The organism is Mesoterricola sp. MK458 (assembly GCF_055384935.1).
Genome location: NZ_AP045075.1, coordinates 1,795,203 through 1,819,161 on the forward strand (window position 1 = coordinate 1,795,203; position 23,959 = coordinate 1,819,161).

Here is a 23,959-nt window from a genome sequence, read left to right on the forward strand (position 1 = left end):
GGGTCTCCCGGAGCCTTACTTCTTGGCGATCTTCGTTTTTTCGCGCAGGTCCCGCAGGGCCAGCTGGCCCTGGCGGGCGAAATCGATGGCTTCGCCGAGGATGCGGGCCACCTCCTGGGGAGCATGGAAGCCCATGGAGTTCTCGGCGTTGATGAAGTCCGTGCGCCACTGGGCCTTGCGCTGCAGCTCGAAGATGTCGCCCAGGGCGGTTTCGGGGATGCCGTCGTTCTTGGCCTTCTCCAGGTCGTTGATGAGGGCCACCACGGCGTCCTCGGCGCGGAGCATGAGGGTGTGGGTCTTCTCCTGGATGGCCTCCACCCGGGCCTTGAGCTCGCCCTCGGGGAACCGGTGGCAGGTCTGGCAGGCGCGGGAGATGTTGAGCAGGGGGCTGCGCACCTGGTGGTCGCTGATCTTCAGGGCGCCTTCACGCACGTAGGGCATGTGGCAGTCCGCGCAGCTCACGCCGGAGCGGGCGTGGACGCCCTGGCTCCACATCTCGAACTCGGGGTGCTGGGCCTTGAGGACCTCGGCGCCGGTGCGCTTGTGCTTCCAGTCGAAGAACCGGTGCCCGTCGGGGAACTTGTAGTCCGAGTAGGTGGCTTCGATCTGCTCGACCTTCAGGCCCTTGTTCCAGGGGAAGAAGAGCGTGGTCTTGGGGCCGCAGTAGTACTCCACGTGGCACTGGCCGCAGACCAGGGAGCGCATCTCCTGGCGGGAGGCCTCCTTGTTGGGGTCGTAGTTGCGGGAGCGGTCCCCCTTGCGCCAGGTCTCGATGGACGGCAGGTGGGGCACCGGTTCGCCGCTGCGGGCCAGGGCGTCGATGCCGTTGATGAAGCCCGGCTTGGTCACGCGCAGGGCCATGGTCTTGGGGTCGTGGCAGTCGATGCAGGCCACGGGGTGCTTCACGAGCTTGGTGGCCTCGGAGTAGGGCAGCTTGCCGATGGCCTGGAAACCGGCCTGCAGCTGGGCCTGGGCGTTGGGGGAATCGAAGGTCTCCTGGAGGGTCCCGGGGGCCCCCGCCTTGAGGCCCGCCTCACGGTAGGCCACGGTGGTGGACGCGTGGCAGTGGAGGCAGGCGCCGGGCTGCGGGCGTTCCGTGACGCGCTTGGTGGCGCGCTGGTCGTCCAGCATGAAGGCGTGGCCCCGGCGCTGGCGGTAGTCCAGGGCGAAGGCGTAGCCGTCGAAGATGATCGGCAGGCGCGGGTCCTCCGTGAGCTTGCTGATGGCCAGGGTCTCGCTTCCGCCGCCGCCGTACTTGGTGCCGGAGCGCTCGATGGTGCGCAGGTAGCCGTCGTACTGCCGGGGGAAGTTCTTGCCCCAGATCGCCGGGTCCACCGACGTCTCGTCGGTCTCCACCACGCGCACGGAGGTCTTGGAGGCCTCGGCCTTGTGCTTGGAGATGCTGGCGTTGAGCAGGAGCACCAGGATGGTGCCCGTCGCGGCCGCGGCGGCGATGAGGCCCAGCCTGAGGGCGGGGCGATTGAACAGGGGCGGCTTGGTCTCGGTCATGGTCAGCCTCGCGGGTTCAGGTGAGAAGGGGGGAGGGTTCGGGAATCAGCGGCCATGGCCGACTCCGGGATGGCAGCGGACGCAGCCGAAGAGGTCGGCCCTGCGCGCGGGGTCCGTGGGCACGCCCAGGGTCCCGTGGGCGGTGATCTCGCCCGTGAGGCCCTCGTGGCACCGCACGCAGTTGGCTTCCAGCACCTTGGCGTTGCCGGGCTTGATCTGGATGGGGTCGTGGTACCCGCCCATGGTGAAGGCCTGGGAGTGGTGCCAGCCGTTGGAGGCCTTCACGTAGAGCTTGTTGACGACGTTGTTGTGGGGCAGGTGGCAGTCGTTGCACGTGGCCACCGCGTGGTGGGACCCGTGCAGCCACCCGTCGTAGTTCTCCTGCATGACGTGGCAGTTGATGCACACCGCCGGATTGTCGGAGAGGTACGACGTCCCGTTGGCGGAGACGAAGGTGTAGACGCCGGATCCGAAGAACACCCCGAGCAGGATCGGGATGGCCAGGCCCAGAACGATGACGGAACTCTTGGCTTTCACGGGGAAATCCTTGGTTTGGGGGGTCGCGGGGCCATCATACCAGGGCGAGGTCGGCCCTGGCGTCGGTTCCGGTGAGTTTAAGGCCATAGGCGCCCTGGAGCACCTTGAAGACGTTCGGGCTGAGGAAGGCCGGCGCGGCCGGCCCGACGGCAATGTTCTTCACGCCCAGGTGGAGCAGGGTGAGGAGCACGGCCACGGCCTTCTGCTCGAACCATGAAAGGACAATCGTGAGCGGCAGGTCGTTGACGCCGCAGTTGAGCGCCCCGGCCAGCCCCACTGCCACCTGGATGGCGCCGTAGGCGTTGTTGCACTGCCCCATGTCCAGCAGCCGGGGCAGGCCCAGGAGCGTGCCGTAGTCGTGGTCGAGGATGCGGAACTTGCCGCAGCCCAGGGTCAGGATGAACGAGCTGGCCGGTGCGTTCTTCGCGTAGTCACTGAAGTAGTTGCGGCCCGGTTCGGCGCCGTCGCAGCCGCCGATGACGAAGAAGCGCGTCACCTCGCCCTTGGCCACGGCCTCGAGGATGGCGGGCGCCGCGCCCAGGATCACGCTCTGGTGGAAGCCCACGGTGTGCGAAGGTCCGGTGCGCTCCGGGAGCGGGCCCAGGGCCTTGGCCCGGGCGATGACGGCGGAGAAGTCGTCGCCCCGCAGCCGCGTGGCGCCGGGGACGGCCGTGATGCGGGTGGTGAAGACGCGGTCCCGGTATGATTCCCGGGGCTCCAGGATGCAGTTGGTGGTGGCGAGGATGGCGCCGCCGAAGGCCTCGAACTCGGTCTTCTGCAGCTGCCAGGCCCCGCCGAAGTGGCCGGCGAGGTTGGGATGGCCCTTGAGGACGGGATACATGTGGGCCGGGAGCATCTCGCCGTGGGTGTAGACCAGCACGTCCGTGCCCCGCACCTGCTCCAGGAGGTTCTCCAGGTCCAGCAGGTCGTGGCCGGTGACGAGGATGCCGGGCTGCGCGCGGGTGCCGGCCGCCACCTGGCCCACGGCGGGCTGGCCGTAGCGCTCCACATGGGCCTCGTCCAGCATCTGCATCACGCGAAGGTTGTGCTTGCCGCATTCAAGGACCATCTCCAGCAGGCTGGGCACGTCGAAGTTGACGTTGGTCATGGTGGCGAAAAGGGCCTCCTCCATGAAGGCGGAGACGGCCTCGTCGGTCCTGCCCAGGCGCCGGGCGTGGTGGGCGTAGGCGGCCATGCCCTTGAGGCCGTAGAGGAGCGTCTCCTGCAGCGACTGGACGTCCTCGTCCTTGCCGCAGATGCCGAATTCGGCGCAGCCGGTGCCTTGGGCGGCCTGCTCACATTGGTTGCAGAACATGGTGCTCCTTCACGGGTCCCTGGGGCCAGCGTCCCAGGCGGATGGGCCGGGCGCCTTGACGGGAGTCAAGGTTCCGGGCTAATTGAGAAATTTTTCACGATTGACGGCGCACCACGGCTCGCCGCCCCGGAACGGGGGAGGCGCGGCGGGGCCCAGGTGCCGGGAACGCGGTGCGGAGTCGGGCTGGACCTAGCCTAGGTCCACTCGAAATCGGAATGTGAACTCTTTTGGGGTTTTTGTGGAGGCTAGGCGCCGGCGTGGATGGCCATGACGGCGGCCAGCAGTTCCAGGGCCTCCGCCTTGGGGCGCTGGAAGGCGTTGCGTCCCATGATGCTGCCGAAGGCGCCGCCGGCGGCGATCTCCCGCACCTCGGCCAGCACCTCCGGGGTGCCCTTGGCCTCGCCCCCGGAGAAGATCACGATGCGCCGGCCGTTGAAGGCGGACTGCACCACGTGGCGGATGCGGTCCCGCAGGGTGGCGGTGGGGATGCCGTACTTCTCGTAGACCTTCTTGGCCTCGGCCTGTTCCAGGAAATCCTTCGGCGGCTTCACCTTGATGATGTGCGCGCCCATCTGCGCCGCCATCTGCGCGGCGTAGGCCACCACGTCCAGGGCCGTCTCGCCCTCCTTGGAGACGCCGGCGCCCCGGGGGTAGGCCCACACGACGGTGGGCAGGCCCACGGCCTTGGCCTCCAGGATCAGGTCGCGCAAGGCCTCGTACTGGGCGTTGCGCTCCCCGCTGCCGGGGTAGATGGTGTAGCCGATGGCGGCGCAGCCCAGGCGCAGCGCGTCCTCCACGGATCCGGTCACCGCCGGACAGGGTTCGCCCACCTTGGCCAGGCTGTCGCTGTTGTTGAGCTTGAGGATCAGGGGGACATCACCGGCGTAGTCGCCCGCGACCGCCTCCAGGAACCCCAGGGGCGCCGCGTAGGCGTTGCAGCCGGCCTCGATGGCCAGTTCCACGTGGTAGCTGGGATCGTAGCCCGCGGGGTTGGGGGCGAAACTGCGGGCGGGTCCGTGCTCGAAGCCCTGGTCCACGGGCAGGATCACGAACTTGCCGGTGCCGGCCAGCTTCCCGGTGTTCATGAGCCGGGCCAGGTTGGCCTTCACGCCCGGATTCTCCGAGCCGTACCACGAAAGGATTTCTTTGACGCGAGCGGTCATCTCGACCTCCGGACGGTGGAATGCCTTATGGTACGCCGGATGCGCCACCCTGGGCCCGGCGATTTCCGGCCGCCGGCGCGGCGGGGGGCGGATTTTTGTCGTGCCGTGGAGTCTCATTCTCATGTAGAATGGGCGCCGAGGCCCACCCATGTCCCACCTGCCCGGACCCTTCCAGCCCCTTCCCGATTCCGCCCGCCTCTGGCTGGTGGCCCTGGACGCCGCGCCCTCCGCCGATACGCGGGCCCGCCTGGAGGAGGGCATGGAAGCCATCCTGGCCCAGTGGCGGCACAAGGGCCACGCCTACCAGGGCGCCTTCGCGCTGGTGAAGGACCGCATCCTGGCCGTGGCCGAACCCGAACTGGCCTCCGCGCCCTCGGGTTGCGCCATCGACGCCATGCTGCGCAAGGTGCGCCGGCTGGTGGGCGACCTGGGCCTGGCGGAGGTGGATCCCGCCGCTTCCGTGCTGGTGGACGCCGGCGGCCTGCGGGCCGTTCCCAAGGGGGACCTGGAGGCCCGCCTCCAGGACGGCACCCTGGGCCCGGACACCCCCGTGGTGGACCTCTCCCTCTACAGCCTGGGCGACCTGCGCACGGGGCGGCTGGAAACGCCCCTGGCCCGCACCTGGATCGGACGGAAGTTCAAGGTTGCCTGACGGGCTCCTCCACCACGATCTCGGTGGTGAGGGAATTGGCGATCATGCAGCAGTCGTGGGAGGCCTCGTGGAGCTCCCCCAGTTGCCGGGCGGTGGGGGCCTGGCCCTGGAACGTGATCTCGGGGCGCAGGACGATGCGGGTCATGGCCACCTTCCCCAGGGGGTTCCGCCCCATGATCCCCACCGCGTCGTCCACGTAGGCGTCCACCACGAAGCCCTTGCCGGCGGCGATGGAGAGGAACCAGAGCATGTGGCAGCTGCTCGCGGCCGCCACCAGGGCCTCTTCCGGGTCGACCCGGGCGGGGTCCGACAGGGGCGGCGGCACCACGAAGGGCGAGGAGGAAGCCGGCACCCGGGCTCCACCGTCGAAGACCCACTCGTGGGCGCGGCTGTACCGCGCGTCCACGAAGGCGGCCTCGCCGCGGGTCCAGGCGATCCGCACCTGATGCTTGCCCATGGATCCCTCCTTCCTGTGTTCTTTTATACAAGAACGTTTCTGGCAATATAAGCCTATTTCCAGCGTGCGAAAGGGGCATGGCCACCCTTCGCCGGCCCGGCGCATACTTCCAGCATGCCCCCCACGAAGCGCCCCTCGCTCCTGTCCCCCTGGGACCTCCTGGCCGTGGCCGCATTCGCGGGCCTGGCTCTCTTCTACGCATGGATCCTCCCCACCCTGCCCGACCCCGTGCCCACGCATTTCAACGCCCGGGGGATCGTCGACGGCTGGACTCCCAAGGCCGCCCTGCCCTGGGTGGTCTTCGGGATCCCCGTCCTCGTGTGGGTCTTCACCACGGCCCTGGGCATCGTGCTGGCCCTCGCGCAGAAGGATCCGGCCAAGGCCCGGGCCCTGGCCATGGCGCCCATGCGGGGCCTGCTGGGCCTGGGCCTGGCGGTGCTGATGGGCTTCGTCCTCCTGGCGCCCGCCCACGGCCCGGGCATCATCCTCGCGGGCACCCTGGCCTTCGTGGCCCTCCTGGGGGCGGGGATCGCCTTCATGGTCCGGGATTTCGCCCGGCTCAAGCCCGCGGAGGCGAACCGGGCCCTCTACAAATGGGGGCTCTTCTACGTGAATCCGGACGACGACCGCATCTGGGTGCCCAAGGTCATCGGCGTGGGGTGGACCCTCAACTTCGCCAAGCCGGCGTCCTGGGCGGTCCTCGTCCTGCTGCTGATGCCGGTGGGGCTGGTTCTCCTCCTGGCGAAGGCGCGCTAGTTCCACTGGGACGTTCCGTTTTTGATAAGCAGCGGTCCCTGAACGTCATGGGCCAGGGCCCCAGGGATGCGCAAGCCCTCGCCTGGCTCACGGACGGACCCGAAGTGTGACCGAGGTCCGTTGACAGGTTAAGAGCATATGCTCATATTTGATCCAGAGGTTCCCCATGCCCGCCACCCCCACCCGGATCGCAATCACCTGTGAGGGACCGGCCTTGTCGGATCCCGTGGATCCCCGGTTCGGAAGGGCGGGCGGCTTCGTCGTCGTGAATCTGGAGACCCTGGCCACGACCTACGTGGACAATGGGTCAGCCCAGGTCCTCGCCCAGGGCGCCGGCATTCGGGCGGCGGAGAATCTGGCCGCGGCCGGCGCCCAGGTACTGCTCACCGGCCACGTGGGCCCCAAGGCCTTCACGGCGCTCAAGGCCGCCGGCATCCGGGTCGTCCAGGGCCTCGGGACCCTCACGGCGGGCGAGGCCGTGGAGCAGTTCAGAGCAGGGCGTCTCGCCTTTTCCGACGCCCCCGGCGAGTAGGGGCCGGCCATGATCGCCATGATCCTTTTCGCCGCCTTCCTCGTTGGCCCGGGCAGCGTGATCCTGGCCAGCCTCGTCTTCCGACTGCCGGAGGATGCGCTGAAACAGATGACGCCACGGGTTCTCAGCTTTGCGGTGGGCGCCCTCCTGGGCATGGCCCTGCTTCGCATGCTGCCCCACGCCCTCGAACACCACGCGCCCCTGCCCATCCTGCGCATCGTGCTGGGAGCGATCCTGTTCCTTTTCCTTCTGGAGCGGTTTCATATCCTCCGCCACTGCCACGAGTTCCATTGCCAGGAACACGCGGAGATGCCCATCCGCATCGGCCTGGGGAACGCCTCGCACGCCCTGGTGGACGGCCTCGCGCTGGCCCTGGCCTTCCAGGTGGGCAACGCCTCGGGGTGGATCTTCGCCCTGGCCCTGATGGGGCATGAGGTTCCCAAGGCCCTGGTGAGCCTGGTGCTGCTCAAGAGGGGCCGGGAGCCTGGAGCCGCCTTCATGTGGAACTTCGTTCCGAGCGTGTTCACGGTCGTGGGCGCTCTCCTGGCCTCCCTCGGCCTCGCCTTCGTCAAGCCGCTGGCCGCCTACGCCCTGGCGGCGGGCGCGGCCTTCTTCCTCTACCTTGCCCTTGCCGACCTGGTGCCCAGACACCGCCGTTCGACTTCGCGAACCGAGGCCTTGTGGCAGGCGGGCATGGTCCTGGCTGGAGCGGGCTTGATCTTCCTGCTCCCTGGCCACGGGTGATCCGTCCGGGCCCATCCGGCCGAAGTGTGACCAAGATCCATTGCCCATTAAAGAGCATATGCTCACTATTAATTCAGAGGTTCTCCATGCCCGCCACCCCCACCCGAATCGCGATCACCCGTGAGGGACCGGCCGTGTCGGATCCCGTGGATCCCCGGTTCGGAAAGGCGGGCGAGGCCGTCGAGCCGTTCAAAACCGGGCGGCTCGCCTTTCACGACGCCCCTGGCGAATAGGGGACGGCCATGATCGTCACGGTGGCCAGCGGCAAGGGGGGGACGGGCAAGACCCTGGTCTCGGCGTCCCTGGCCTCGGTGTGGCAGCGCCCGGTGCTGGCCGTGGACCTGGACGTGGAGGAACCCAACCTGCACCTCTTCCTGGAACCGGCCGGGTTCCGCTCCGAAGCGGTCCACCTCGACGTTCCCGTCCTGGACGCGGACCTGTGCACCCGTTGCGGCGCCTGCGCGGAGCTCTGCCAGTTCAAGGGGATCAGCATGATGGGGACGTCCCTGCTGCTCTTCCCGGACCTCTGCCACGGGTGCGGCGGGTGCATCCGCATCTGCCCCCAGGGGGCCCTGGGAAGGGGGCAGCGGCTGCTGGGCGCGGTGGAGGAAGGACAGACCCGCGGCGGTATCCCCGTCCTGACCGGCCGGCTGCGGGTCGGCGAAGCGCAGGGCGTCCCCCTCCTGAACCAGGTCCGCCGCCGCATGCGCGAGGCCGCCCGGGCCGGGGCCCTGGACGTCATCATCGACGGCCCCCCGGGCGTGAGTTGCCCGGCCATGACGGCCGCCCAGGACGCGGACGTTGTCCTCCTGGTCACCGAACCCACCCCGTTCGGCCTCTATGACCTGCGGCTGGCCCGGCAGGCCTTCCTGGCCCTGGGCAAACCCATGGGGGTGGTCATCAACCGCGCCGGGCTCGGGGATGACCGCGTCCACGAATACTGCCGGGAGGCGGGCCTGCCGGTCCTGGCCGAGCTTCCCTTCCGCCGGGACATCGCCCTGGCCTATGCGCAGGGCCAGATCATCGCCCAGTTGGATGCCGGGCTGGGCGACCTTTTCAGGGACCTGGCCACGCGCCTGGAAGGAATGGCCCATGCGTGAACTGGTGGTCCTCAGCGGCAAGGGCGGAACCGGGAAGACCTCCCTCACGGCGGCCTTCGCCCACCTGGCCCACGCCCGGATCCTGTGCGACCTGGATGTGGACGCCCCCGACCTGCATCTGGTCACGGCTCCAGCCGTGGTGCGCCGCGGCCCCTTCCTGGCCGGCCACGTGGCGGAGATCGATCCCGGCCGGTGCACGGACTGCGGCACCTGCGCGGACGTCTGCGCATTCGGCGCGATCCGCGCGGAAGGCGGCCGCCGGATCGTCGACACCGCCCATTGCGAGGGCTGCAGGGCCTGCGTGCCGTTCTGCCCGGAAAAGGCCATCGCGTTTCCCGAGCGCCTGTGCGGCACCTGGTTCGAGAGCCTCACGCGGTTCGGGCCCATGGTCCACGCCCAGCTCGACCCCGGGCAGGAGAACTCCGGCAAGCTGGTGGCCCTTCTCAAGACCAAGGCCCGGGACCGCGCCGTCGAACTGGGGATCGACCTGGTCCTGAGCGACGGAGCGCCCGGTATCGGCTGTCCAGTCATCAGTTCCCTCTCCCAGGCCACCCTCGCCCTCCTGGTCACCGAACCCACCCCCTCGGGCCTCCACGACCTGGAACGGGTGGCCGAACTCTGCCGCCATTTCCGCATCCGCACCACGGTCGTCATCAACAAGGCCGACCTGGGCCCAGACTACCGGGAGGCCATCGAAGCCTTCTGCCGGGCCCGGGCGATCCCCGTGGCCGGCCATCTGCCCTTCGACCTGGCCGTGCCCGGGGCCATGGTCCGGGCCCAGGCTGTGACCGAGGGCCCAGGCACGCCGTTCGGGGCCCAGGTCCGCCGGATCTGGTCGACCCTCCAACCCCTCCTCGAAGCCCCCTCCACGGAGATCCATCCATGACCAAGTCCCGCATCGCCATCCCCTCCTCCCTCCCCGGCGGCCTCCAGGCCCAGGTGGGGGCCCACTTCGGCCACTGCGACGTCTACACGATGATCGACGTGGAGGACGGCCTCATCACCCAGGTGGACCTCCTGCCCCCCGTGCCCCACGAGCAGGGCGGGTGCCTGGCGGCCGTGAACCACCTGGCCCAGGCCGGCGCCACCGTGCTCATCGCCGGCGGCCTGGGCCTGCGCCCCCTCATGGGCTTCAACCAGGCGGGCATCGAGGTCTACCGCGGCACCGCCTCCCCCAGCGTGGAGGACGCGGTGAAAGCCATGATCAAGGGCGACCTCGAACGCTTCACCCGCGAATTCACTTGCGGCGGCGGCCAGGGGCACAACTAGCCATGAGAATCGCCTTGATCACTCCGCGGGAGGAAGGCCTGTCCGCCTTCCGGGCCGGCCTTGAGGGACGCAACGCCCGGATCGAGTGCTACCGGGACGACTTCGACTTCCTGCAGACGGCCCGCAGCCGCACCTGGGACCTGGTGATCGTGGACGGCCTGTACACGCCCTTCCACGGGATCCTGGAACGCCTGCTGGAAATCAACGCCAGCCTGAACACCGCCGTCCTCACGGACCTGTCCGCGGAGGCCTTCCACGAGGCCGGCGAGGGCCTGGGCATCCTCTCGGCTCTGCCGGCCAAGCCTGCGGCGGCGGACGTGGATCCACTCCTGGCGAAATTGCGGGCCATCGGCGGGCTGGATCCCGCCGTGGAGGAGGCCCAGGCACACCTGGACGCAGGGCGCTTCCGGCACCACCCGCACTGCGTGGTGTGCTGGGACCGCCATCCCTTCGGCCTGCAGGTGGACTACCGGGTCACCGGCGTCCACCGGGTGGAGGGAACCTTCGGCTGCGGCAAATCCTATGAAGGCTATGAGGGCCTCGTCCACGGCGGCGTGATCTCCAGCCTCCTGGACGGGGCCATGGCCAGCTGCATGCTCGCCATGGGGCTGGAGGCCTACACGGCCGAACTGCGGGTGCGCTTCCGCGGCCCGGTGCGCACGGGGCGCCCGGCGGTCCTGAAGGGTGATTGGGTCCGGGGGGAGGGTCCCCTCCACCTGCTCACCGCAACGCTTGAACAGGAAGGGAAGGTCCGGGCAACGGCGCGGGCCAAATTCTATCAGGGCAGCCTGGACGCCGATGCGGCGCCCCTGCCCAAGGGCGGCGGCATGCGGCATCTGCTGAGCCAGGCCCGGAAACGTCTCGTCTGAACCCAGGAGCAACCATGGACACCCGAACCAAAGGTTTCAACACCAAGCTCGTCCACGCTGGCATCCGCGAGGATGCCCACGGCAGCGTCGTGACGCCCATCTACCAGACCTCCACCTTCGCCTTCCGGAACGCCCAGCAGGGCGCGGACCGCTTCGCGGGCAGGGAGGACGGCTACATCTACACCCGCATCGGCAATCCCACCACCGCCGCACTGGAGGAGAACGTCGCCCAGCTGGAGAACGGCTTCGGGGCCACGGCCATGGCCAGCGGCATGGGCGCGGTGAGCACCGTGTACCTCGCCCTTCTGAACGCGGGGGACCACGTGGTCAGCACGGACTCCGTGTACGGCCCCAGCCGCGGTCTCATGGAAAAGCACATGAGCCGGTTCAACGTCGAATCTTCCTACGTGGACACCTCCGACCTGGAGAACCTCCGCCGGGCCATGCGGCCCACCACGAAGCTCGTGTACGTGGAGACCCCCAGCAATCCCGCCATGTCCGTAACGGACATCCGCGCCGCCGCGGAGATCGCCCACGCCGGCGGGGCCCTGCTGGTGGTGGACAACACCTTCGCCAGCCCCCACCTGCAGAAGCCCCTGGACCTGGGTGCGGACGTGGTGCTGCACTCCGTGACCAAGTTCATCAACGGCCACGCCGACATCGTCGGCGGCATCGTCGTGGCGAAGACCGAGGCCCTGCACAAGCAGCTCCGGGCCATGCTCGTGAACCTGGGCGCGAACATGGATCCGCACCAGGCCTACATGGTCAGCCGCGGGCTCAAGACCCTGGCCCTGCGGGTGGAGCGCGCCCAGGAGAACGCCCAGGTGGTGGCGGGCTGGCTGGCCAGGCACCCCGCCGTCGCGTGGGTTCGCTACGTGGGCCTGCCCTCCCACCCCCAGTTCGAACTGGCCAAGCGCCAGATGTCGGGCCCCGGCTCCATGATCGCCTTCGAGCTCAAGGGCGGCACCGAGGCCGGCCGCATCCTCATGGACAACGTCCACCTGGCGGGCCTCGCGGTCTCCCTGGGCGGCGTGGAGACCCTCATCAGCCACCCCGCCTCCATGACCCATGCCGGCATGGCCCGGGAGGACCGCCTCGAGGCGGGCATCACGGACGGCCTGGTCCGCCTGTCGGTGGGCATCGAGGACCTGGAGGACATCATCCATGACCTGGAGCAGGCCCTGGCCCGCGTCCACTGAAGCTTTTCCCTTTCCCTAGGAGTCGCCATGACCTGGCTCGAACCCATCGGTGCCCGCATCCACCCCGCCAATTTCGGCCCCATGCGCGCGAGTTCCACCCATGCCCGCATCGAGGGGTCCTGCGGGGACACCATGGAATTCTGGCTGCGCCTGGAGGACGTCACGGTCCTCAAGGCCACCTTCACCACCGACGGCTGCGAGACCTCAGTGGCCTGCGGCAGCGCCGCGGCCCACCTGAGCCAGGGCAGGAGCCTGGGCGAGATCCGGAAGATCCGCCCCATCGACGTCCTGGACCTGATCGGCCAGGGCGAGAACGAAGAAGCCCACCACTGCGCGGACCTGGCCCTGCGAACCTTGGACAAGGCCCTGGGCTTCTATGAGAGGAACCTGAAAGCCAAGGAAGAGCCCCGCGCCGGCGGCTGCGGAGAGACCTGCGCGGAACCGTCCTGCGAGGGCTGCGCCCAGGACGCCGCGTGTTCTGCCCCCCGGCCCTCGCTGGATGCGGGCGTGGGCCAGGTGCGCCGCCGCCTCCTCGTGATGTCGGGCAAGGGCGGCGTCGGCAAGAGCACCGTGGCCGTGAACCTCGCCATGGGCTTCGCCGCGGAGGGCCTGTCCGTCGGCCTCCTGGACGTCGACCTGCACGGCCCCAGCGTCCCCAAGCTGCTCGGCCTTGACCATGAGACCCTGCACATGGAAGGGGGAGCCCTCCTGCCCGTGGAACTCGGCTCCCTGAAGGTGATGTCCATGGGCTTCGCCCTGGAGCCGGGCCAGGCGGCCATCTGGAGGGGACCGATGAAGGCCGGCGTCGTGGACCAGTTCGTCAACCAGGTTCAGTGGGGGCCCCTGGACATCCTGGTGGTGGACTGCCCCCCGGGCACCGGAGACGAGCACCTCTCCGTCCACCAGGCCCTGGGCGCCATGGAAGGCGCGGTCATCGTCACCACGCCCCAGGAGGTGGCCACCCTGGACGCCCACAAGGCCATCACCTTCTGCCGCACCGCGGGCATCCCGGTGCTGGGGATCCTGGAGAACATGAGCGGGTTCGCCTGCCCCGCCTGCGGCACCTGCACCCCCATCTTCCAGAAGGGCGGCGGGCGGCGCCTGGCGGAGGACCTGGGGCTGCCCTTCCTGGGCGCCCTGCCCCTGGACCCCGAGGTGGGCGCGGGCGGAGAAGCCGGCCAGCCCCGCCTCTACACCGGGGCCGGCGAAGGCGCCTCGCGGGCCTTCCGGCCAATTCTCCAGGCGCTCCTCCAGGGCGACGGAGCCCCCGTCCGATGACCGGAGCGGCCGTGATCCTACAACCCCTGGGCCTGATCCGGACCCCCCACCAGGACCCGGACCGGACCCCCATCCAGCCCTGCTTCGCGGGTGCCGCGCGGGGGGAGGTCCAGCTGGACCTGGGCTACGCCGAAGGCCTGGAGGGGCTGGCGGGCTTCAGCCACGCGTTCCTGATCTACCACCTGCACAGGGCCACGCCCGGGCCCCTTCGCGTGAAGCCCTTCATGCTGGACGAGTTCATGGGGGTCTTCGCCTGCCGCTACCCCCACCGTCCCAATGCCCTGGGCATGAGCCTCGTGAAGATCCTCGCCGTCGAGGGGGACCGGGTGCGCTTCGAGGGGGCCGACATGCTGGACGGCACCCCCCTGCTGGACATCAAGCCCTACTTCCCCAAGGCGGACTGCCCCGACGCGGCCTGCGGGGGCTGGACGGACCAGATTGGCATGGACGAGGCGTGGAGGATAGGAACCCGGCAGAAGGGAGCCTGTCTGGTTCCCGAAGGGACCTACATCCACGCTGACCGTCTGCCGTGCCAGCCGCTAGACTGAACCCATCCCCATCCCATTCCCTGCACAACCCGGAGGGTCGGCCATGACCAAGATCGGCATCATCATCTGCGGACGCTACCAGACCTGTGGAGGCGGCAAGTGCTTCCGGGCCCTGCGGGAGCGCCGGGGCTCCTTCGCCCGCTACGCCCCGGACGAGCAGGTCGAGGTGGTCGGCTACTCCACCTGCGGCGGATGCCCGGGCGGCAACATCGAGTACGTCCCCGAGGAGATGAAGAAGAACGGCGCCGAGGTCATCCACCTGGCCACCTGTTTCCTGGTGGGCTATCCCCCCTGCCCCGACACCGCCCGCTTCAAGGCCTTCATCGAGACCGCCTACGGCCTGCCGGTGGAGATCGGCTCGCACCCGATCCCCCAGAAATACATGGAACGCCACGCGCGGCTGCCGTTCTGGAAGGAGCAGGACACCTTCCGCCTGGCCGCGCCCCTCATGGCCGAAGCCGATGAGATCAAGCTCGCCTACAACTGACGGGTCCACGGAGGGGAGCGGGAGCCCCCTGGCCGGCCAGCGCGTCCTCGTGACCCGGCCGAAGGAAGGGTCCGCCCTCGCCGCCGGCCTGCTGCGGGGGCGAGGCGCCGAACCCGTCGAACTCCCCCTGATCGCCCTGGGTCCCCCGCCGGACCCCGGCCGGGTGGCCGAGGCGGTCCGCGACCTCCCGGACTTCGATGTGGTGGTCTTCGCCAGCGCCAACGCCGTGGCGTTCTTCCTGGCCGAGGTCACGGCCCGGGGATCGGGCCCCGAGCTGTTCGCAGGCGTCCGCATCGCCGCGATCGGACGGGGCACGGCGCAGGCCCTCCAGGAAAGGGGCCTCCACGCACAGATCGTTCCTTCCGAATTCCTCGGGGAAGCCCTGGCCCGGGCCATCCTCGAGGACCCGGTGGTCCATTCGCTCACCCGGCCCAGGGTGCTCCTGCTCCGCGCCTGGAAGGGCCGGGACATCCTCCCCGAAACGCTTCGCGGCGGGGGGTGCGCCGTCGACCTCGTCCCGGTCTACGAAACCCGTCCGGCTTCCCGGGACCGGCGCGGCGAACTTCTGGCCCGGCTGGAAGCCCGCACCCTCGACTGGGTGATGCTCACCTCCTCAAGCGGCGTGGATGCCCTCCTGGATCTGCTGGACCCTGGCGCGGCGCAGCTCCTCCAGGGTGTCAGGATCGCCAGCATCGGGCCCATCACGTCGGCGACCGCCCGGGCCAGGGACCTCGCCATCGAGGTAACCGCGACCGAGAGCACACTGGAAGGCCTCATCGTGGCCATGGAGGCTAGAACTGCCCCGAGTCCAGCCCCTTTGTGACACCTCCCGTCACCTGTCCGAAGCGGAGCACGCGCCGGCCCTTGTGGTCCCTCAGGAATTCCGCCGCATCCTCCGCGGACGCGAAGGGCACCAGCTCGTGTCCCATGGGTCCCAGAACATCGGACCCCACCACGTACCAGGCGGCTTCCGCCGGGATCCGCTTCAGGCCGTAGAATTCAGTGACGAACAGGCCGCCGATGGCCTTCCGTTCGCGGCCGGGAAGGAAGGCCCCGGGGGCCTGGAGGAACTTGAACAGGTCCTTGGCGCCGTCGAAGTGGTGGACGGCGCCGTCCTTCCAGACCACCGCGGCCTGCCAGGCAGGGTACTTGGCCACGTTCATGCCGCAGACCGGGCAGAGATCCCGCGGGCCAGGCCTGGGCGGCTCCTTGGGCGCCTGGGCGAGGACGGCCATTCCCGCCACCAGGAGGAATCCAGGCCTCCACATCAGGGCCTGGCCCCGGGCGCGCCCGCTTCCTGCATCCGCCGGCGGCGCTCCGCTCGCATCTTGCGGATGCGGGCCACGTCCTTGGACATGTCGGCATAGGCGGCCATGAGGGCCTGGTCGAAGTTCAGGAGCTCGCCGCCCTGGGCGGCCTGGGCGGCCTTGGCGGCGGCCGAAGTCCCGAAGGCCACCTTGCTGGTGACGGTCATGACCCCGGGCAGCTTGCTGCCCACCAGGAAGGTGGCCCGGTCCACCTCCACCAGGGGCACGACCTCGCCGGCGGCCCCGTTGTCCCCCACCCAGATGCCAACGGGCTCCCGGTCCACGTGGAGGGAGAGACCGATGGCCGCGCAGTGCAGGGAGCAGGTGCCTTCCAGCAGGCCGTCGCTGTACTGCACCAGCATCCGCGCCTTGTGGAACTGCTTGCGGTCCATCCCGCAGTAGGGGCACTTGGGACACTTCACCAGTTCGTTCGCCGGCACCGCCACGGCGGCCTGCGCGGCAACGCCCTGGGCGGGCGGCGGGGTCGCCCCCAGCGCCAGACCAAGGGTAAGGCAGAGACTTCGCGTGAGAACCTCGCGTGCCGTCATGGGGCACCTCCTTCAGAAAAGGATGAGATGGGACCGCCCGAGGATGACAAGGGCGACCAGGAGAACCAGGGCGAACCCCGCGGCCGCCACCCGGGCAAGCCGGGCCGAGACCGCGGGCACGACGGCCGACAGGGACGGCACCCCGCGGAAGGGCTGGAGGACCGCGGTGCCCAGGCCCGCGGCCGTGGCCAGGAACAGCGGCACGTACAGGGCGTAGCCGACGAAGTGGAACTCAGCCTTGAGCATGCAGAACGGGCAGTGGTGGTGGGGATGCTCGTAGACGTAGAGCGACAGGAAGGAGGTGATGCCGGCCAGGGTGGCGGCGAAGGCCGCGGCGCTGGCCAGGCCCGTCAGGTACCCGCCCCGGCGGCGCAGGAACCAGGCCGCGGCCACGGCGAGCGCCAGGCTTCCGAAGAAGGCCCCCATGGCCGGGCCCGGGGGGAGCGCGGCCAGGTCCCCCGGGAGCCCTGCGGCCCCTTCGGCGAAGAGGCTGCCGCAGCAGGAGGTGAGGGTCTGGGCGCGCAGGCCGGAGAAGTAGATCCACTGCAGCGCCAGGACCGCGGACGCCGGGAGCAGCAGCCCGATCATCAGGGCGTACTTGATCCTCACCAGCGGATAGTCCCGGCCCAGGGAATCCACATGGTTCAGGGTCAGCCACATGCCGGCCAGGAAGAACAGGGCAACCTGCCCCAGCAGCGCCCCGAAGCCGAACCGGCCAGCATTGAGGGCGCCCACCGCGCACATGGCCCCGGGAAACTGCACCGCCATGCGGTCGGCGTTGAAGACGAAGAGCAGGATCCCGGCGAGCTGCAGGACCATGACGAACCCCACCAGGGTGGAGAACAGGTAGGTCCTGCGCTCGAGCCGCAGCTGCAGCTCCGAGCCGCTGGCCAAGTCCCATCGCCGGATGACCTGCAGGGCGAAGGGCGCCGCCGCCAGCAGTACCGCTACCCCCAGGGCGGAGATGAGCAGGAGGGTGAGGACCGCGGCCTGCAGGATCATGGCTCCAGCCGCCCGTCCCGGAGGCCCACCACCCGGTGGACCGCGCCGCTTTCCACCACGAGGGGATCGTGGCTGGTGAAGATCACCGTGCGCCCGCCGGCGTTCAGTTCCTCCAGGAGGCCCACGAACTGCCGGGAGAGGGCCGAGTCCAGGTTGGCGGTGGGTTCGTCCGCGATGAGCACCTCAGGATCGTTGATGAGGGCCCGGGCGATGGCCACCCGCTGCTGTTCCCCCGCCGACAAAAACTCCACGCGCTCCTGGCCCCGCCGGCCCAGCCGGAGCTGTTCCAGCAGCCCCAGCGCCTGGTCCTGCACCTCCCGCCGGGGACGGCCCGTGGGCACGGCGGGCAGCATGACGTTCTGGAGGACCGACAGGCCCCGGATGAGGTGGAACTGCTGGAAGACGAACCCGAAGCTCCGCCGGCGGAGGTCCGTGAGGAAGCGCTCGGGCAGGCTTGAGACCACCTCGCCCTTGAAGGTCACGCGGCCCGCGGTCGGCCGGGCCAGGCAGCCCACCAGGGTCAGCAGGGTGGTCTTCCCGGACCCGCTGGGGCCCCGGAAGGCGGTGATCTTCCCCGCCTCGATGACCAGGTCGATGCCGTCCAGGGCCCAGAACTCGTTGGGCCGGCCCTGGTTGAAGGCCTTGCGGAGACCCGACAGCGCGATCATGACCGCATCACCGAATCGGGGTCCGTGGTGGCCGCGCGCCAGGTGGGCACCAGCACCGCGGCCGTGTAGGGCACGCAGGTGAGCAGGAGGAGGGTCAGGAGGTCCAGGCCGTCCAGAACCGGCGTCAGGGCGAACCGGGGGTAGAGCACCGCCCAGCCCTTGAGCACCGGCTCGAACAGGCCCGCGCCGCCGTGGAACACGTGGGCGTAGGCGGCCACGTACCCCAGGAGGAAGGCCGTGAGGCCCAGGAGGACGCCCTCCCAGGCCTTCATGCGCAGGATGTCGCCGGTCTCCCAGCCGATGGCCTTGAGGATGCCGATCTCCCGGCGCTCCTCGGCCGAGAGCCCCGAGGCCTTGTCCCAGGCCAGGATCCCGAAGGCCAGCAGGGCGCCGCCGAGCATGGCCAGGACCAGGCCCTCCCGCCAGTCGAAGAGCGAGGCGTAGGTGCGCAGGCTGTCCTCCCGCAGGATGGCCCGGGCATCCGGCAGGTCACGCACCAGCTTGGCGGCGACGGTGCGCGCCTCCTGGGGATTGGCCACGGAAAAGGCCAGGTCCGTGAAGCAGCCCTCGGGATAGGTGAAGAACGCCCGGAAGTCCTTCTCGGACACCAGCACCAGGTCGGCGCTGGCCAGTTCGGTGCTTTGCGGCAGCACGGCGGCGATGCGGAAGGCGCGCAGCTCTCCCGCGTAGGACCGGAAGGCCAGCGTGCCCCCCTCCGTCAGTCCGCGCAGGCGCGCCAGGGCCGGGCCGATGGTGACGGTGCCGTCCCGGGGGGCGGGTTCCGTCACCATGAACGTATAGTTCGCCTGGGTGACGGGATCGAAGTAGTACCCCCAAAGCCGGCCTTCCACCTTCTGGACCCCCCGGATGCGGCCCAGGCGCTCGCGGTAGCCCGGGGGGACCAGCTCGTGCCGGCCGGCCACCATGCGCTGCAGGATCACCTCGGGCGTGCCCGCCAGCACCGCCGCCGCCTCCTGCCGCAGCGCCCGGGTGAAGAGCGTCACGGAGGCCATGAGGAAGACCAGCAGCGCGAAGACCGCCAGCAGGCCCAAGTTGCGGGCCTTGCGCCGCGCCAGGGAGGCCAGCGTGAAATCCAGAAGGGCGAGCTGGCGCTCAATCCCGGCGCGCATGGGACCTCGGAGGCAGCAGGCTGCCGCTGGGGAAGTGATCGAAGGCCAGGGGATGGTCCTGGAAAGCCGAGTGGCGGTCCGCCTGGGTTGGGTGGCGCGTGTAGCGCGCCTCATTGAAGAGGGCCAGGTCCGTGAGGCCGGCCTGGGCCGCGAACCGCGCCGTCGCGGCCTGGTCCGCGCGCCGGGCCCGCCGGATCCGGGCGGCGTCCAGGAAGGTCAGCCCCGCCAGGACCACCAGTGCGCCCAGGGCCAGGAGGGCGCGGAAGGCCGGACGGGGGCTCACAGGACCTTCCGCGCGGCGGCCAGGATCTCCGCCTCGGTGGCGCCCCGTCCCAGGACCGCCGCCAGCTTGCCGTCCGGGGCCACCACGTAGATGCGTTCCGTGTGGCCCACGTCGTAGCTGCCATCGGCGCGGGGCTCCTGCCGGAGGTAGGCGGCGTCGTACGCCTTGGCCACGGCGGCGATCTCCGCCGGGGACCCGGTGAGACCGGTGAGGGCCGGGCTCACGAAGGCGGCGTAGTCCTTCATGCGGGCGGGGGTGTCCCGCCCCGGGTCCACGGTCACCAGGAGCAGCCGCACCCGGGCCTGCTCCGCGGGCGTCAGGCGGCCGAAGGCCAGGGCGCCGTTGCGCAGGTGGGCGGGACACCCGTCCGGGCAGTGGGTGTAGCTGAAGAAGAGCAGGAGGGCCTGGCCGCGCAGGGTCCGGGAGTCCAGCGGCCCGTCCGGGGCCCGCAGGACGAAGTCCCCGCCCTGCGGAAGCTTTCCCGCAGGACGCCCGCAGGAGCCTGTCGCCAGGATCCCCGCCGCGGTGCAGTAGACCAATTGTTTTTGCCAAGGCATGCCCGGCAGTTTACCAGGGCCCGCCCCGATCGCCGACGGCTAGGAGCCCGAGAATCCGGCCAGCGAAGGGAACGAGAAGCCCCGGGGCGTGCACGTCCCCGTGCGGATCTCCCACCGGACGCAGGGCAGCATGGCCCCGGGCCGGATGCCGCGCCGCTCGAGCTCCTGCGGCGAAGGCGCGGTCGTCCCGTCCATGTGCAGAACCCGGTCGGCGTCCCCGTCCCCCGGGAACCGGTAGGTCGCGATGGCGCCGGGATCACTGGGCGTGAACGAGAAATGGGCGCTGGCTCCGCCTCCGGGCAGCCTCTCGATGCGGGTGATCGTGGCGTTCCCCGGGTAGTTCTGGTAGGTGCAGCCCCCGCCCACCCGGGCAGGCGCCACGCGGGCGCCGCCTCCGCAGGCGGTGAGGAAGGCAAGGCCGAGGACGCAGATTCGCAGGGTCATCGTGGTCGGGCATCCGGGAACGGAGTCGCAGGGGGGCGGCTGGGTACCGTTCAAGTGCGATGAGCGGGGGGCAGGTTCCTGGGGGTCCTGGGCATGGGGGGCGATCGAGGAAATTGTGGATCCGTCTCTGATTGTTATTTTTGGTTCGGTAGCTTTGGGTAAAAAACCTGTACGCAGAGGACGCTGAGGCGCAGAGTTGCGCAGAGGTGGCTTCGCGACTTGAGGCGCCGACCCATGCCGCCCAGGCCCTGCCCGCTATCGCGGGCCGCGCCGTGACCGGCGCGCGGCAGGGGGCGCTGGCCCTTCCGCATGCGAGCCTGTGGCGGGCCAGCGCCCCCTGCCTTGGACGGGCCTGGGCTTGATGGGTGGGTGGAAGGTTGGCCAGCGTTCTCCACGATGACCCGGCCACGGGGGCGTCGATCCCTTGGGAATCAGGGGCCGGACGTTCCTCGAAGGTTTTGCGCGTGCGCCGGGACGCCCAGGAACGTTCGCGGGTCTGGCATCCACCCGGATCGATGAGCCCAGGCCCGACAAAGGCAGGGTGCGCGGGTCCTTCCACAGGCTCGCATGCGGAAGGACCCGCGCGCCCTGCCGCGCGCCGGCTACGGCGCGGCCCGCGAAAGCGGGCAGGGCCTGGGCGGCATGGGTCGGCGCCTCGGGTTGCGAAGCCACCTCTGCGCAACTCTGCGCCTCGGCGTGCTCTGTGTACGGGTCCTTTTCTCAAACCCGCCCGAATACCCCTTCCCTGCCCCGACATGGAAACAAATTCAAAAAGAAGGACCCCCACCGCACCTAGAATTGCCCCCGGAACGCCTCGAACTCAGCCCTCAGCTGCGCCAGGTCCGCCTTGAGCGCCGCCACCTCCGCCTCCAGCGCAGCTGATCGGGAAGGGGGCGCGGGTAAGGCCGCGGTCGCCCCGGCCGCGGGGGGGTCGCCCAGGAGGTGGGCGTAGCGGGTCTCCTTCGTCCCGGGCTGCCGGGGAAGCCTGACCACCAGCGGGTCCTCGGCCTCCAGCATCAGCTCCAGGACGGCCTCCACCTCGGCCAGGTCCGGGAAGGGATACATGCGCGTGCTGCGGTTGCGCAGTTCCCCGGGGGTCTGGGGGCCGCGCAGGAGGAGTTCGGCGAGGATGGCGCACTCCTGCACCGAGAGACCCCGGGCCTCGGCCAGGCGGTGGCCGTACTTCTGCACCCGGCTCCCGGCCGTGCCCACGAACCACACGGCCTCGTGGTCCCGCAGCTCCTGGAGGGCCTCCATGACCGCGGCCTCGTCCAGGGCCGTGACGGGGTCCCGGTTGGTGCTCTGGTTGCAGGCGTTCACCAGGGCGTTGAGGGTCAGCGGGTAGTAGTCGGGTGTGGAGAGGTGCTTCTCCATCAGGCATCCCAGCACGCGCTGTTCCGTTGCGGTGAGGTGAAGCTCGGCCATCGGCGCCTACCTCCCCGGCTTGCGGATCTTAAGGAAATTCTGGAAAAGGCGGAACGCCGCGATGAAGGAGAAGGCCGCCGCGAAGAAGTAGGCGGTCTTGTCCCGGGCCGTCATGCACACCATGGCGGCGAGGATGCCCGCATAGACGCACACCGCGCAGAGCCCGAGGTTGACCCAGGGGTGGGCGAAGGGCGATTTCGCCGGCTCGGGGGTGTTCGGGCTGCGGGTGGCCATGCGGGCTCCTTCCGTCCAATCTACACTAGGAAAGGCCGCCCCCTCCCAGGTAGCGCTCCTGGAGCACGTCCAGGTGATGGGCGGCGTGGCCGGCGATGACGTAGGCCAGATGGCTGGCGGCGACGGTCTTGCCGTTGACGGTGCCCCGGTGGCTCCAGGCCTCGGGCGCCAGGCCCCGCACCAGGGCGAGGGTGGCCCGGCGCACGGCGACGAATTCCGCGGCCAGGTCCGCCAGCGGACGGGCGTCAGCCCGGGCCGCGCGGGCGTAGTCGTCCTCCTCGAACCCGGGCAGGGGCGCCTGCTCCTCCCGGGCGACGCACAGCAGGCGGTAGCTCATGATCCGCTCGGTGTCGGCCAGGTGGCACACCAGGTCCTTGATGCTCCATTTGTCCGGCGCGTACCGGAACCCGCCGCGCGCCTCGGGGATCGCGGCCAGGAGGCCGGCCAGGGCCTTCTCCTGGCGTTCCAGCAGCCCGTCCAGATCCCCCTCCGGGACCCGGGATGCGTAAACGCCGTAGCTCTCGGGGATGTCCCCGGCAACGGGTCTGGGCAGGTTGAGCATGGGTGCCTCCTCCGTGAAGGGGCCATCATATCCCGTCCGCCGGCTACCGGGGTGCTACCCTTGGGGCCTCCTGGAGCCTGCCATGGATCCGCGCGAATGCCTCCGACACCTCCTGGCCACCCTCGCCTACCGCGGCGGCGCCTGCCTTCGCGGCGCCCCCCCTTCCTTCTCCGGTTTCGAGGGCGGCGGCAAGACCCCCCTGGCCATCCTCTCCCACATCAACGACCTGCTGGACTGGACCCACTCCATCCTCATCGGCGAGAAACGGTGGCAGGTGGGGGCGCCGGAAGCCTGGGACATGGAGACCGCCCGCTTCCACGCGGCCCTGGAGCGGCTCGACGAGCGCCTGGCCACGGGACCGGCGGTCCCGGACTGGGAGCGCCTGATGCACGGCCCCCTGGCCGACGCCCTCACCCACGTGGGCCAACTGGCCATGCTGCGCCGCATGGCGGGGTGCCCGATCCCCGGGGAGAGCTACTACGCCGCCGGGATCGCCACCGGCCGGGTGGGGGCGGACCAGGAGCCGCCCCGCAAGCCCTTTGCCTAGGCATCCAGGCTGAAAGAGATGGGGACCAGGACCCAGGCGGGCACCTTCTCGGCGCCGCGGCGGGCGGGGGCGAAGCGCCAGCGGCGCACGGTCTGGAGACCCGCCTGGTCCAGGCGGGGGTAGCCGGTGCTGGTGCGCACCTCGATGTCCTCGGCCCGGCCGTCCACGCCCACCCGCACCCGCAGCACCAGGCGGCCTTCCTCCCGCAGGCGGCGGGAGAGGGCCGGGTAGTCCGGGGAGGGGTTCTGCAGGTAGGCCGCGTCGAAGACCGGGGGGAGGACACCGTCGAGCTGTCCGCCGGGAGTCCCGCCCATCTGGCCGCCGGGCACCCCGCCCGGGGCCCCGGCGGGGGCCCCGCCGATCCCGTGGGCCGGCCCCCCGGGGGCTGCAGGCCCGGCCACGGCCGGCGCGGGCGAGGTGGGCAGCGCGGCGGGAACCACCTCCGGCGCCACGTCCGGGGCGGGCGGGGCCGGTTCGGGCTTCTCCCGCACCGCCGGGGCGCCGCCGCCCGGGGGCGGCGGAGGCGGGGGCGGCGCGGCCATGGGAACCTCCTCCTCGAGGAGGATGGCCATGGTCGGCATGGGGGCCGGGTTCCCCCTTCGCACGGAGAGGAGGGCCAGGACGCCCGCCACCAGGGCGTAGAGGGGCAGCGAAAGGAAGAGCGCCCCCAGGGGCCTTCCCTTGGGCAGGCCGGTCAGGTCGGGCGGAGCGGGGAGGGGGGAGGAGGATTGGCGACCCATGGGTTAAGATTACCTTAATGAGATTGAGTCTCATAGTAATAATTTCACGGGGAAAGAAAAGGTGACAAAACCACTCAACGATGGGCGGACCCTTGTC

The 23,959-nt window shown here is 70.1% G+C and carries 31 protein-coding genes; 14 read left to right on the top strand and 17 right to left on the bottom strand.

Annotated elements, in window-relative coordinates:
- Positions 1-15 precede the first annotated feature (15 nt).
- The 4 genes from ACZ5LB_RS07780 to ACZ5LB_RS07795 form a co-directional block, all read right to left on the bottom strand.
- Entirely contained in the window at positions 16-1,509 is a 1,494-nt protein-coding gene (locus ACZ5LB_RS07780; protein ID WP_464605613.1) for an ammonia-forming cytochrome c nitrite reductase subunit c552, read from the bottom strand.
- A gap of 45 nt (positions 1,510-1,554) precedes the next feature.
- On the bottom strand, positions 1,555-2,046 hold the full coding sequence (nrfH, locus tag ACZ5LB_RS07785) for a cytochrome c nitrite reductase small subunit (protein WP_464605614.1): 492 nt from the start codon (positions 2,044-2,046) through the stop codon (positions 1,555-1,557).
- A gap of 34 nt (positions 2,047-2,080) precedes the next feature.
- Positions 2,081-3,361 (bottom strand): hydroxylamine reductase, encoded by a 1,281-nt coding sequence (gene hcp, locus ACZ5LB_RS07790; protein WP_464605615.1) that lies wholly within the window; start codon positions 3,359-3,361, stop codon positions 2,081-2,083.
- Between the two features lie 245 nt (positions 3,362-3,606).
- Positions 3,607-4,524, bottom strand: a complete 918-nt coding sequence (locus ACZ5LB_RS07795; RefSeq protein WP_464605616.1) for a class I fructose-bisphosphate aldolase — start codon at positions 4,522-4,524, stop codon at positions 3,607-3,609.
- Between the two features lie 148 nt (positions 4,525-4,672).
- On the opposite strand from ACZ5LB_RS07795, the gene ACZ5LB_RS07800 reads away from it, so the two are divergent.
- Positions 4,673-5,176 carry a hypothetical protein gene (locus ACZ5LB_RS07800; RefSeq protein ID WP_464605617.1) on the top strand — a complete coding sequence of 168 codons (504 nt, stop codon included), beginning with the start codon at positions 4,673-4,675 and terminating at the stop codon, positions 5,174-5,176.
- Here the strand turns inward: ACZ5LB_RS07800 and ACZ5LB_RS07805 are convergent.
- Entirely contained in the window at positions 5,163-5,633 is a 471-nt protein-coding gene (locus ACZ5LB_RS07805) for an OsmC family protein (RefSeq protein ID WP_464605619.1), read from the bottom strand. The two genes, ACZ5LB_RS07800 and ACZ5LB_RS07805, sit on opposite strands and share 14 nt — an antisense overlap.
- A 114-nt stretch (positions 5,634-5,747) precedes the next feature.
- On the opposite strand from ACZ5LB_RS07805, the gene ACZ5LB_RS07810 reads away from it, so the two are divergent.
- The 12 genes from ACZ5LB_RS07810 (at position 5,748) to ACZ5LB_RS07865 (ending at position 15,238) form a co-directional block, all read left to right on the top strand.
- Entirely contained in the window at positions 5,748-6,389 is a 642-nt protein-coding gene (locus ACZ5LB_RS07810) for a DUF5808 domain-containing protein (protein WP_464605621.1), read from the top strand.
- Between the two features lie 166 nt (positions 6,390-6,555).
- The gene (locus ACZ5LB_RS07815; RefSeq protein ID WP_464605622.1) at positions 6,556-6,921 is read left to right on the top strand and encodes a NifB/NifX family molybdenum-iron cluster-binding protein; all 366 of its coding nucleotides are present in this window, start codon (positions 6,556-6,558) and stop codon (positions 6,919-6,921) included.
- A gap of 9 nt (positions 6,922-6,930) precedes the next feature.
- Positions 6,931-7,665, top strand: coding sequence for a ZIP family metal transporter (locus ACZ5LB_RS07820; RefSeq protein ID WP_464605623.1), 735 nt, complete (start codon positions 6,931-6,933; stop codon positions 7,663-7,665).
- Between the two features lie 242 nt (positions 7,666-7,907).
- The gene (locus ACZ5LB_RS07825) at positions 7,908-8,765 is read left to right on the top strand and encodes a nucleotide-binding protein (protein WP_464605624.1); all 858 of its coding nucleotides are present in this window, start codon (positions 7,908-7,910) and stop codon (positions 8,763-8,765) included.
- Positions 8,758-9,651, top strand: coding sequence for an ATP-binding protein (locus ACZ5LB_RS07830; protein WP_464605625.1), 894 nt, complete (start codon positions 8,758-8,760; stop codon positions 9,649-9,651). Before ACZ5LB_RS07825 ends, ACZ5LB_RS07830 begins: the two co-directional genes overlap by 8 nt.
- Positions 9,648-10,034: a NifB/NifX family molybdenum-iron cluster-binding protein gene (locus ACZ5LB_RS07835; RefSeq protein ID WP_464605626.1), complete on the top strand. Its 387-nt coding sequence runs from the start codon at positions 9,648-9,650 to the stop codon at positions 10,032-10,034. Before ACZ5LB_RS07830 ends, ACZ5LB_RS07835 begins: the two co-directional genes overlap by 4 nt.
- A gap of 2 nt (positions 10,035-10,036) precedes the next feature.
- Entirely contained in the window at positions 10,037-10,903 is an 867-nt protein-coding gene (locus ACZ5LB_RS07840) for a PaaI family thioesterase (RefSeq protein ID WP_464605627.1), read from the top strand.
- 14 nt (positions 10,904-10,917) lie between these two features.
- Positions 10,918-12,102: a trans-sulfuration enzyme family protein gene (locus tag ACZ5LB_RS07845; protein WP_464605628.1), complete on the top strand. Its 1,185-nt coding sequence runs from the start codon at positions 10,918-10,920 to the stop codon at positions 12,100-12,102.
- Positions 12,103-12,129: 27 nt separating this feature from the next.
- Positions 12,130-13,380, top strand: coding sequence for a P-loop NTPase (locus ACZ5LB_RS07850; RefSeq protein WP_464605629.1), 1,251 nt, complete (start codon positions 12,130-12,132; stop codon positions 13,378-13,380).
- Between the two features lie 11 nt (positions 13,381-13,391).
- The gene (gene tsaA, locus ACZ5LB_RS07855; RefSeq protein ID WP_464605630.1) at positions 13,392-13,928 is read left to right on the top strand and encodes a tRNA (N6-threonylcarbamoyladenosine(37)-N6)-methyltransferase TrmO; all 537 of its coding nucleotides are present in this window, start codon (positions 13,392-13,394) and stop codon (positions 13,926-13,928) included.
- Positions 13,929-13,971: 43 nt separating this feature from the next.
- On the top strand, positions 13,972-14,415 hold the full coding sequence (locus ACZ5LB_RS07860; RefSeq protein WP_464605631.1) for a CGGC domain-containing protein: 444 nt from the start codon (positions 13,972-13,974) through the stop codon (positions 14,413-14,415).
- 49 nt (positions 14,416-14,464) lie between these two features.
- Positions 14,465-15,238, top strand: a complete 774-nt coding sequence (locus tag ACZ5LB_RS07865) for a uroporphyrinogen-III synthase (protein ID WP_464605632.1) — start codon at positions 14,465-14,467, stop codon at positions 15,236-15,238.
- On the opposite strand, the gene ACZ5LB_RS07870 is transcribed toward ACZ5LB_RS07865, so the two are convergent.
- The 11 genes from ACZ5LB_RS07870 to ACZ5LB_RS07920 all read right to left on the bottom strand — a co-directional run bounded on the left by ACZ5LB_RS07870 (position 15,207) and on the right by ACZ5LB_RS07920 (position 22,575).
- Positions 15,207-15,650 (bottom strand): nitrous oxide reductase accessory protein NosL, encoded by a 444-nt coding sequence (locus tag ACZ5LB_RS07870; protein ID WP_464605633.1) that lies wholly within the window; start codon positions 15,648-15,650, stop codon positions 15,207-15,209. The genes ACZ5LB_RS07865 and ACZ5LB_RS07870 overlap by 32 nt on opposite strands.
- A gap of 32 nt (positions 15,651-15,682) precedes the next feature.
- Positions 15,683-16,270 carry a nitrous oxide reductase accessory protein NosL gene (locus ACZ5LB_RS07875; RefSeq protein WP_464605634.1) on the bottom strand — a complete coding sequence of 196 codons (588 nt, stop codon included), beginning with the start codon at positions 16,268-16,270 and terminating at the stop codon, positions 15,683-15,685.
- 12 nt (positions 16,271-16,282) lie between these two features.
- Positions 16,283-17,272 carry a hypothetical protein gene (locus ACZ5LB_RS07880; protein ID WP_464605635.1) on the bottom strand — a complete coding sequence of 330 codons (990 nt, stop codon included), beginning with the start codon at positions 17,270-17,272 and terminating at the stop codon, positions 16,283-16,285.
- Positions 17,269-17,940, bottom strand: coding sequence for an ABC transporter ATP-binding protein (locus tag ACZ5LB_RS07885; RefSeq protein ID WP_464605636.1), 672 nt, complete (start codon positions 17,938-17,940; stop codon positions 17,269-17,271). The genes ACZ5LB_RS07880 and ACZ5LB_RS07885 overlap by 4 nt, the downstream gene beginning before the upstream one ends.
- Complete coding sequence (locus tag ACZ5LB_RS07890) at positions 17,937-19,070, bottom strand: ABC transporter permease (protein ID WP_464605637.1); 1,134 nt, start codon at positions 19,068-19,070, stop codon at positions 17,937-17,939. Before ACZ5LB_RS07890 ends, ACZ5LB_RS07885 begins: the two co-directional genes overlap by 4 nt.
- Complete coding sequence (locus ACZ5LB_RS07895; RefSeq protein WP_464605638.1) at positions 19,054-19,353, bottom strand: hypothetical protein; 300 nt, start codon at positions 19,351-19,353, stop codon at positions 19,054-19,056. The genes ACZ5LB_RS07890 and ACZ5LB_RS07895 overlap by 17 nt, the downstream gene beginning before the upstream one ends.
- A complete protein-coding gene (locus tag ACZ5LB_RS07900) occupies positions 19,350-19,892 on the bottom strand; it encodes an SCO family protein (protein ID WP_464605639.1) in 543 nt (180 codons plus the stop codon). Before ACZ5LB_RS07900 ends, ACZ5LB_RS07895 begins: the two co-directional genes overlap by 4 nt.
- A 57-nt stretch (positions 19,893-19,949) precedes the next feature.
- On the bottom strand, positions 19,950-20,354 hold the full coding sequence (locus tag ACZ5LB_RS07905; RefSeq protein WP_464605640.1) for a hypothetical protein: 405 nt from the start codon (positions 20,352-20,354) through the stop codon (positions 19,950-19,952).
- 792 nt (positions 20,355-21,146) lie between these two features.
- Complete coding sequence (locus ACZ5LB_RS07910; protein WP_464605641.1) at positions 21,147-21,779, bottom strand: YceH family protein; 633 nt, start codon at positions 21,777-21,779, stop codon at positions 21,147-21,149.
- A 6-nt stretch (positions 21,780-21,785) separates the two neighbouring features.
- Positions 21,786-22,013, bottom strand: coding sequence for a hypothetical protein (locus ACZ5LB_RS07915; protein ID WP_464605642.1), 228 nt, complete (start codon positions 22,011-22,013; stop codon positions 21,786-21,788).
- 25 nt (positions 22,014-22,038) lie between these two features.
- Entirely contained in the window at positions 22,039-22,575 is a 537-nt protein-coding gene (locus ACZ5LB_RS07920) for a DinB family protein (RefSeq protein ID WP_464605644.1), read from the bottom strand.
- A gap of 82 nt (positions 22,576-22,657) precedes the next feature.
- Between ACZ5LB_RS07920 and ACZ5LB_RS07925 the strand changes: the two genes are divergently transcribed.
- A complete protein-coding gene (locus ACZ5LB_RS07925) occupies positions 22,658-23,122 on the top strand; it encodes a hypothetical protein (RefSeq protein ID WP_464605645.1) in 465 nt (154 codons plus the stop codon).
- Here ACZ5LB_RS07925 and ACZ5LB_RS07930 read toward each other — a convergent pair.
- On the bottom strand, positions 23,119-23,862 hold the full coding sequence (locus ACZ5LB_RS07930) for an energy transducer TonB (protein ID WP_464605646.1): 744 nt from the start codon (positions 23,860-23,862) through the stop codon (positions 23,119-23,121). The two genes, ACZ5LB_RS07925 and ACZ5LB_RS07930, sit on opposite strands and share 4 nt — an antisense overlap.
- Positions 23,863-23,959: the final 97 nt, after the last annotated feature.